This is a genomic window from Hydrogenophaga sp. (genome assembly GCF_022844385.1).
Classification (GTDB): Bacteria; Pseudomonadota; Gammaproteobacteria; order Burkholderiales; family Burkholderiaceae_C; genus Hydrogenophaga.
Map to the genome: position 1 here is coordinate 1 of NZ_JALHLX010000042.1, position 8,535 is coordinate 8,535.

Consider the following 8,535-nt stretch of genomic DNA (forward strand, 5'->3'; position numbering starts at 1 on the left):
CAGGACCGCCTGCTCAGCGCCACGCGCGATCAAATCAAGACGCAGGACCGCGTGCTCATGCAGACCCGCGACCAGCTGAAGACCCAGGACCAGACCCGCGACCGTGAACAGCTGCAGACGCAGGAACAGCTCCATCAGCAGTCGCTCGACCAGCTGAAGCTGCAGGAACAGGCGCAGCAGAAAACCCGCGACCAGCTCAAGGCACAGGAAGAACTGCACCTGCGCATGCGCGACGAGCTCAGAGCGCGTTGAGGGCTTTGCTGGCCCGCACGACGGGCCAGGGCTGCGGGCCGCACAATGGCCGATGCTTCTTCTCCAACGATGGGCCCGCGCAGCGGCTGCCCCGACTCCCCGCCGCTGCTGTGCGGCGCTGCTGCTGGCCAGCACCCTGATGACCCCCTCGGCCTGGGCCCAGACCCCTTCGCCCGACGCCCTGCGCACGCAGTTCGACGCCTTGCGCGAGAAAGGCACGGGCCAGCTGACCGACCGCTCGATCTACCTGCGCTCTTCCGAATCCGCCGACCGCATGCAGGGTGAGGTGCATGCGCTGATCAACCAGCCGTTCGAGCAGGTGCGCCAGGAACTGTCCAAGGCCGACAGCTGGTGCGACGTGCTGATCCTGCACATCAATGTGAAGTACTGCCGGGGCCAGCGCACAGCGGCCGGCGAACAGCTGGTGTCGGGCGTGGGTCGCAAGTTCGACCAGCCGCTGTCCGAGGTTTACTGGGTGCGCTTCGGCTTCAACGTGGTGGCCGATCGCGCAGACCACATGCTGGTCGAGCTGCGCGCACCCAGCGGCCCGCTGTCCACGCGCGACTACCGGATCGTGCTGGAAGCAGTGCCGCACAGCGGCGGGCAGTCGCTGGTGCGCATGACGTATTCCTACGGCTTCGGCACGGCCGCGCGCTGGGCCATGAAGACCTACCTGGCCACGCTGGGCAGCGGCAAGTCGGGCTTCAGCGTGGTGGGCCGGTCGGCCGGTGGCGCGCCGATCCTGGTCGAGGGTGTGCGCGGCGTGGTCGAGCGCAATACCCTGCGCTACTACCTGGCGCTGCAGTCGCACCTGCAGTCAGGCGGTGCACCCGACGGCGGTCCGTTGCAGAAGAACATGGATCTCTGGTTCACCGCCACAGAGCGCTACGCCGACCAACTGCGCGAGATGGACCGCGCGGACTATGTGGCGATGAAGCTCAAGGAAGTGCAGCGTCAGGCGACGGTGGCGCCACCACCACCTGGTTGAAGCCCAGGTGGTGCATGAGCTCGCGCAGGATGAGCAGCGTGGCGGCCGCCTCCCTGCCGCTGGGCAATCCCTTGAGCGCGGACGGATCGCCCAGCGCACCCGAGACCAGCCTCTGAAACAAGGCTTCCACCGCATCCCGTTGCAACACCGCTGCGCCCGGCGCAAGACCGCGCACGAGCGGGTGTTCCGTGGCCAGCATCGTGTGGCCCCCGCTCCAGGCCACTGCGCGCATCAACTCGTCTTCAACATGGTCGATGGCGCGTTCGAGTTCCAGCGGTCTGGGCAGGTCCGCGCGGAAGAAGAGCCGGGCCGTGCTCTCGGTACCCAGGTCCAGCGACAGGGAAGCCGTGCCGCTGCCGCCACTCTCGTGCACCAGCCACAAGGTGTCCCTGCCCAGGTGCAGCCACACCAGCGGTGAGGTCGCTGCCTGCTTCGCAAGCTCGAAGGCGTGTTGCACGGAGGCGGGCAGGCTCATGGTGGGCTCCTTCTTCGTGCGGACGCCGATCGACAGAAACGATCCAGTTCAGTGTACGGTGTCGAACACAAAAGCGTCCATCAACGTCGCGCCGTCTGCATCGATGGGCGAGCGCCGGGTCTTCACTGCGACCCGACCAAGCAACTGGATCAGCGCACCTTGCCCAGCGCGCGCAGCACCTTCTGCGGCGTGATGGGTTGTGAGAACACGTGGGCATCGAACGGCGCCATGGCGTCGTTGATGGCGTTCATAACCGCCGCCGGTGCGCCCGCCGTGCCGGCCTCGCCAGCGCCCTTGGCGCCAAGCTTGGAGGTGGCGGTGGGTGTCTGGATGTGCGCCACTTCGATGTCGGGCATCTCGGCCGACATGGGCACGAGGTAGTCGGCCATGCTGGCGTTGATCATCAAACCGCTGTCATCAAACAGGCACTCTTCCAGCAGCGCGCCGCCGATGCCCTGCACGATGGCCCCGCGCATCTGCTCGTCCACCAGCATGGGGTTGAGCACGCGGCCGCAGTCTTCCACCGCCCAGTGTTTGAGCAGCTTCACGAAGCCGGTGTCGGTGTCCACCTCCACATACGAGGCCTGCACGCCGTTGGTGAAGATGAACGGAAAGTCGCGCTGTGCGTAGTGCCGCGTGACCATGAGCTCGGGCGTGAACTCGGCGGGGAGCGTGTCGGAGCGAAAGTACGCGATGCGACCCAGCTCGGCCAGAGGCAGCAGTTCTTCGCCGGTGGTTGCGTCCACGATGCGGTCGCGCCGCACCGCCAGCGTGTTGCCTTCGCGCTTGAGGATGATGGCCGCCACCTTCACGATGTTTTCCCGCAAGGCCTGGCCGGCCAGCAGCACGGCTTCGCCGCCAATGCCCGCGCCGCGCGAGGCCCAGGTGCCGCCCCCGTACGGCGTGGCGTCGGTGTCGCCGGTGACCACACGCACCTTGCTGATGTCCACGCCCACCGCGTCGGCCGCGATCTGCTGGTAGATGCCTTCGGTGCCCTGGCCCTGCTCGCCCACACCGATGAGCACGGTGATGTGGCCTTCGGGGTCCAGCCGCACGGTGGCGCCGTCTTGTGAGGCGATGCGCGCACCGCCCACGCCGTAGAACGCGGCGCTGGGGTTGGTGAGCTCGATCACGGTGGCAAAGCCGATGCCGCGATGAATGCCCAGTTTTCGCAGCGCGGCCTGCTCGGCGCGCAGCGCGTCGTAGTTCATCAGCTCGCGCAGCTTCTTCAGGCTGGCCTCGTGCGAGAGGATTTCCAGCTTGATGCCCGAGATGCCGGCCGTGGGGTAGGCGTCGTCGGGGATCACGTTGAGTTCGCGGATCTTCAGCGGGTCCATGCCGATCTTCTGCGCCGCCAGGTCCACCAGCGCCTCGGTCACGGCGCAGGCAATGGGATGGCCCACGCCGCGGTACTGGCAGGTCGGCGTCTTGTTCTGGAACACCACGTTGAGCCTGGCGCGGTAATGCTTGTGCTTGTAGGGGCCGCCCACCAGGTTGACCACCTGGTTGCCTTCGATGGCGCTGGTGCGCGGGAACATGGAGTACGGGCCGATGCCCGTGAGGTCGTCCATGTCGAAACCGAGGATCTCGCCGTCGCGGTTCACCGCGATGCGTGCCTTGATGGCGTGGTGGCGCGCGTGGATGTCGCTGGTGAAACTCTCCAGCCGGTCGGCCACGAACTTCACCGGGCGGCCCAGCATGATGGAGAGCGCCACGGTGGCAAAGTCGTCCGGGTACGCGTGCACCTTGATGCCGAAGGAGCCGCCCACGTCCTTGCAAGTCACGCGGATGGCGCTGGCCGGCAGGCCGAACTGGCGGCCATACAGGTCTTGCATCATGTGCGGTGCCTGGCACGAGTGGTGGACCGTGAGACGCTGCTCGGCCGGACTCCAGTGGGCGATCTGCGCGCGCGGCTCCAGCGTCACGCCGGTGTGGCGGCCGAACTCGAAGTTGATCTCGGCGACCACGTCGGCATTGGCGAATGTCTCGTCGACCTGGCCCACGTCCAGCGTGCGGGTGAAGCACAGGTTGTCGCCCAGCTCGGGGTGGATCAGCGGCGTGGCCGGGTCCAGTGCGGTGAGCATGTCGGTGGCGGCGGGCAGTTCTTCCCAGTCCACCTCGATGTAGGCCAGCGCGTCTTCGGCCTCGGCGCGCGTTTCGGCCACCACAGCCACCACCGGCTCGCCCTGCCAGCAGGCGCGGTCCAGCGCCAGCGCGTATTGCGGGGCCGACTTCATGCCCGCCAGATGGCCCAGCGTGGCCACCCAGGGCTTGCAGACCTTGGCGATGTCCTGCCCGTCGGCCACCAGCAGCACGCCAGGCATGGCGCGGGCGAACTCGGCGTTGACCGACTTGATGCGCATGTGCGCCACCGGGCTGCGCCAATAGACCACATGGGCCATGCGCGGCAACTCGATGTCGTCCAGGTACTGACCCAAACCCTGGGTGAGGCGCTCGATGCCGCCGCGCGGCACCGAGGCGCCGATGTAGCGCTGGTCGTCATTGACCGGGGTGAGTGGGCGGGCGAGGTCCACACCCGGTTCGAGGTTGACGGTATCGCGCTTCATGCGGTGGCCTCCTTGCGTTGTTGCAGCACGTCGCAGATCGCGTCGACGATGGCGTGGTAGCCGGTGCAGCGGCAGTAGTTGCCCGAAATCCACTCGCGCACTTCGGTGCGGTTGGCATGGGGCATCTGCTCCACCAGCTCCTTGGCCGCCATCAACATGCCCGAGGTGCAGAAGCCGCATTGCAGCGCGTTGCGCCGCACGAAGGCGTCTTGCAGGTCCCGGATCACGCCGGAGGCGCTGACGCCTTCAATCGTCTGCACCGTGCCGCCGTCGGCCTGCACGGCCAGGGTGAGGCAACCGCGCACGATCTGGCCGTTGAGCTCCACCGTGCAGGCGCCGCACACGCCGTGTTCGCAGCCGAGGTGGCTGCCCTTGAGGCCGAGGTCTTCACGCAAAAAATCCACCAGGTGGGTGCGCGGCTGCACGCTGCACTGGTGCGGCTTGCCATTGACGGTGACTTTGATCGGGTAGAGGTCTGCCATGGGGTTTCCTTGAGGGCTCAGGCGCTGGCGGTGGCGGTTGCAGGGGCCACGGGCAACATGCGCTGCAGCAGCACGCCGGCAAGATGGCGCTTGGTGTCGGGGGTGTTGGTCAGGTCGGGCAGCGGATCGATCTCGCTGCGCAGGCTGGCCACGGCCTGGGTCACGGTGGCCAGATCGAGTGCGCGGCCTTCCAGCAGCGTTTCGGTCTGGCGCGCGCGCACCGGCGTAGCGTCCACACCCAGCAGCACGATGCGCAGGCCACGCAGCACCGCGCCGTCGCGCCGCGCTGTGGCGGCCATGCCGACGATGGCGTAGTCGCCGTGTCGGCGCGCGAGTTCGCTGAAGCCGAACCAATGCTCGGCGCTGGCCAGCGGGATCTCGCAGGCGGCCAGCAATTCATCGGGCTGCAGCGCGGTGCTGTAGAGGCCGGTGAAAAAATCGTCGGCCGCAATGCGGCGCTCGCCCTTCGGCCCGCGCGCCACCACCGTGCCACCCAGCGCCAGCAGGCAGGTGGGCCATTCGGCGGCCGGGTCGGCGTAGGCGATGGAGCCGCCAAAGGTGCCGCTGTTGCGGATGGCGCGGTGCGCGATGTGCGGCGCAGCGGCCTTGAGCAGCGGCGCATGTCGAGCCACCAGCGGGCTGAACTCGATGTCGGTGTGCGTGGCCAATGCGCCGATGCGCAGCACCTGGCCCTGCACGCTGATGCCGCGCAGCGACTCGATGCCGGTGATGTCGATCACCAGCTGCGGCTCGGACAGGCGCATGTTCAGGGTGGCCATCAGCGTCTGGCCACCGGCCAGCAGGCGGGCATCGTCGCCGTGCTGTTGCAGCAACGCGAGCACCTGGTCGATGGTGGCGGGTTTGACGTAGTCGAAGGCAGCGGCTTTCATGGGGCGGTCCTCAAGAAGTCAACATCGATGCGATCCACACGCCGAAGCCGGTGGACAAGGAACCAAGCACAAACCACAACACGCGCACGCCTTCGCCGCTGGCGGTGGGCTGGGGCGCGTGAACCGTGCGCGGCACGAAGGCGGGCTGTGGCGCAGCGGTCGTGGTGGCAGTGGCGGCAGTGGTGGCAGCCTCGGCGGGAGCGGCTTCAGCAACCTCCACCACGGGCACACCCACCATCTGTTCGTTGAACGCGGTGAAGAACTGGTCGGCCATCTGCTTGGAGGCAGCGTCGATCATGCGGCCGCCCACCTGGCCCAGCTTGCCGCCAATCGCGGCCTGCGCGGTGTAGCGCAGGCGCGTGCCGCCGGCTTCGTCGGTGAGTTCCACGTTCGAATGACCCTTGGCCATGCCGGCCGCGCCGCCCGAGCCTTGAAAGCGCAGCACGCAGCCCTCGTTGGGGCGGATGTCTTCCATGCGCACATGGCCCACGAAGCGGGCACGCACCGGACCGATTTTCACGGCCACGCGGGCGGTGCGTTCGGTCGGGCTGGTGGCCTCCATGGCTTCGCAGCCGGGGATGCAGCGCGTCAGGATTTCCGGGTCGTTGAGCCCCGCCCAGACCTTCTCGCGCGGTGCGCCGATCAGGATGTCTCCGTTCAATTCCATGCCTTGAATCCTCGGGTTTTCACGGGTGTTTTTGTTTACCAGTCGGTTAACAATGGTACGAATCATTGACCGATCGGTAAATAGCGTGCGCATCCAGACAAACCCTGACAAGGCCATTGAAGCTGCGGAACCGGAGCCGGAAGCCCCGGCGCGTCGGCGCATGGGTGTGGTCGAGCGCGAGCGCCAGATCCTGGACGGCGCGATCCAGTTCTTCTCGGTGCATGGCTTCAACGGCCAGCTGCGCGATCTGGCGAAAAGCATCGGCGTGACCCACGCCCTGCTGTATCACTACTTCCCCACCAAACAGGCGCTGGTCGACCGCGTCTACCTCGAAGTGTTCGAAGGCCGCTGGCGCGCCGAGTGGGACGCCCTGCTCGACGACCCCGACATGGCGGTGGAAGACAAGCTCACCGCCTTCTATTGGGAATACGTGACGATCACGCTCACCCGGGAGTTCGTGCGCATCCTGGTGTTCTCGGGCCTGACCGACCACACCATCACCGACCGCTTCTTTGCCATGCTGCGCACACGGCTGTTCCCGCGCCTGATCCGCGAGACACGCCGGTTTCGCGGCGTGGTGAGCCGCGCCAAGCCCAGCGAGCGCGAGATCGAGCTGCTCATGGGCCTGCACGGCGGCTTCTTCTACATCACCATGCGCCGCTGGATTTACGCGCAGGACGTCTACAGCGAAGTCGCCCACGAGGGCTACGACGAACAGCTGGTGCGCGACCGCGTGCGTGCTTACCTGAACGCCAGCCGCGACCTGTTTGCCGACACCACCGGGAGCCCACGCAAACGCGCAGCGACCCGCTGACTTGTATTGATGAAGCCGGTGCGGGGGCACCGGCACCCTTCCCACCCGGCTGAACACCCAGCTTTGACACCCACCGAGGAGACAACATGCAACTCAGGAAAATCGCCTTCGCAACGCTGATCGCCGCTGGCGCCACGCTCACCGTCGGGTCCGCCCTGGCGCAGCAACGCGTCACGGTCAACATCGGCTCCAGCCACCCCACCACCAACATCTGGGCCTTCGCCATGAAGGAAGTGTTCCAGCCCGAGGTGGACCGCATCCTCAAGGAAGGCGGCGCCAAGTACGAAGTGCGCTGGCGCGAGAACTACGGCGGCACGCTCTACAAGTTCACCGACACCCGAGCCGCCGTGCGCGACGGCATCGTGGATGTGGGCATGGTCGGCACGGTGTGGGAGAACTCCGCCATGCCGCTGCAGAACGTGACCTACTTCACCCCGTTCGCCACCACCAACCACGAACAGCTGATCGAGATCTTCGACAAGCTCAACGCCACCGTGCCCGCGCTGCGCGACAGCTGGGCCGCACAGAACATGGTGCCGCTGTCCTCGCTGATCACCGACAGCTACGACATCTACGCCACCTTCCCGGTGAAGGACATGGCCAGCCTGAAGAACAAGCGCATCAACGCGCCCGGCACCTCGGCCAACTGGCTGCGCGAGACCGGCGCCACGCCGGTGGACGGCGCACTGACCACCTACTACACCAACATCCAGACCGGCGTGACCGATGGCGCGCTGTCTTTCGCCAGCGGCATCGGCCCGGCCCGCGTGTACGAGGTGGCGAAGAACCTGACCCGCATCGACATCGGCGCCATGTACTTCGGCAGCGTGGCGGTGAACAAGAAGGTGTTCGACGGTCTGCCCAAGGAAGTGCAGGACGCGATGCTCAAGGCCGGCAAGGCCACTTCGGTCGCCCACGGCAAGCACGTCACCAAGACCGCCAACGCAGCGCTGGACACCATGAAGGCCGCCGGCCTGCAGATCACCGACCTGCCAGCCGCCGAGAAGGCCAAGTGGGTCAACGGCCTGCCCAACATCGTGGCGCCCTGGCTGCAAGGCACGGGTGACGCCGGCAAGCAAGTGCTCAAGGCCTACTTCGACGAACTGCGTGCACGTGGCGTGAAGCCCCTGCGCGACTGGGACCTGCAGAACCGCTGACCGTCCCCCGGCCGTCCTGTCCACCCGGCAGCGCTGTGCGTTGTCGGGTGGTGTTCCTTCCAGCCTTCACAGGTGACCTGTGCACAACGAACCCGACTTCGCCAGCGAAACCCCAGCGGTCGCCGGCCTCACCAACCCCCTGCAAGGCGTGGCCAACGTGCTGGCTGCCGTGGGCACGGTGTGGATCTTCCTCATGATGTTGCTGATCGTGGCCGACGTGCTGGGCCGCAACTTCTTTGACGC

At 66.8% G+C, this 8,535-nt stretch carries 9 protein-coding genes; 4 read left to right on the plus strand and 5 right to left on the minus strand.

Translation table 11 applies throughout. The annotated features are described in order from the left end of the window. On the plus strand, nt 1-252 hold a 252-nt coding region (locus Q0C59_RS09580; protein WP_291214496.1), incomplete at its 5' end, for a hypothetical protein. Between the two features lie 139 nt (nt 253-391). Then, complete coding sequence (locus tag Q0C59_RS09585; protein ID WP_291214498.1) at nt 392-1,240, plus strand: hypothetical protein; 849 nt, start codon at nt 392-394, stop codon at nt 1,238-1,240. On the opposite strand, the gene Q0C59_RS09590 is transcribed toward Q0C59_RS09585, so the two are convergent. From Q0C59_RS09590 to Q0C59_RS09610, 5 genes are all read right to left on the minus strand, one after another. Continuing rightward, nucleotides 1,191-1,715: a hypothetical protein gene (locus Q0C59_RS09590; RefSeq protein ID WP_291214500.1), complete on the minus strand. Its 525-nt coding sequence runs from the start codon at nt 1,713-1,715 to the stop codon at nt 1,191-1,193. The two genes, Q0C59_RS09585 and Q0C59_RS09590, sit on opposite strands and share 50 nt — an antisense overlap. Nucleotides 1,716-1,864: 149 nt before the next feature. After that, complete coding sequence (locus Q0C59_RS09595) at nt 1,865-4,282, minus strand: xanthine dehydrogenase family protein molybdopterin-binding subunit (protein WP_291214502.1); 2,418 nt, start codon at nt 4,280-4,282, stop codon at nt 1,865-1,867. After that, a complete protein-coding gene (locus tag Q0C59_RS09600; RefSeq protein WP_291214504.1) occupies nt 4,279-4,764 on the minus strand; it encodes a (2Fe-2S)-binding protein in 486 nt (161 codons plus the stop codon). Before Q0C59_RS09600 ends, Q0C59_RS09595 begins: the two co-directional genes overlap by 4 nt. A gap of 17 nt (nt 4,765-4,781) precedes the next feature. Next, nucleotides 4,782-5,654, minus strand: a complete 873-nt coding sequence (locus tag Q0C59_RS09605) for a xanthine dehydrogenase family protein subunit M (protein ID WP_291214506.1) — start codon at nt 5,652-5,654, stop codon at nt 4,782-4,784. Between the two features lie 10 nt (nt 5,655-5,664). After that, a complete protein-coding gene (locus Q0C59_RS09610; RefSeq protein ID WP_291214507.1) occupies nt 5,665-6,321 on the minus strand; it encodes a CoxG family protein in 657 nt (218 codons plus the stop codon). Nucleotides 6,322-6,406: 85 nt separating this feature from the next. Between Q0C59_RS09610 and Q0C59_RS09615 the strand changes: the two genes are divergently transcribed. Further along, on the plus strand, nt 6,407-7,135 hold the full coding sequence (locus tag Q0C59_RS09615) for a TetR/AcrR family transcriptional regulator (RefSeq protein ID WP_291214508.1): 729 nt from the start codon (nt 6,407-6,409) through the stop codon (nt 7,133-7,135). A gap of 86 nt (nt 7,136-7,221) precedes the next feature. Continuing rightward, complete coding sequence (locus tag Q0C59_RS09620; protein WP_291214509.1) at nt 7,222-8,292, plus strand: C4-dicarboxylate TRAP transporter substrate-binding protein; 1,071 nt, start codon at nt 7,222-7,224, stop codon at nt 8,290-8,292. Nucleotides 8,293-8,535 lie beyond the last annotated feature (243 nt).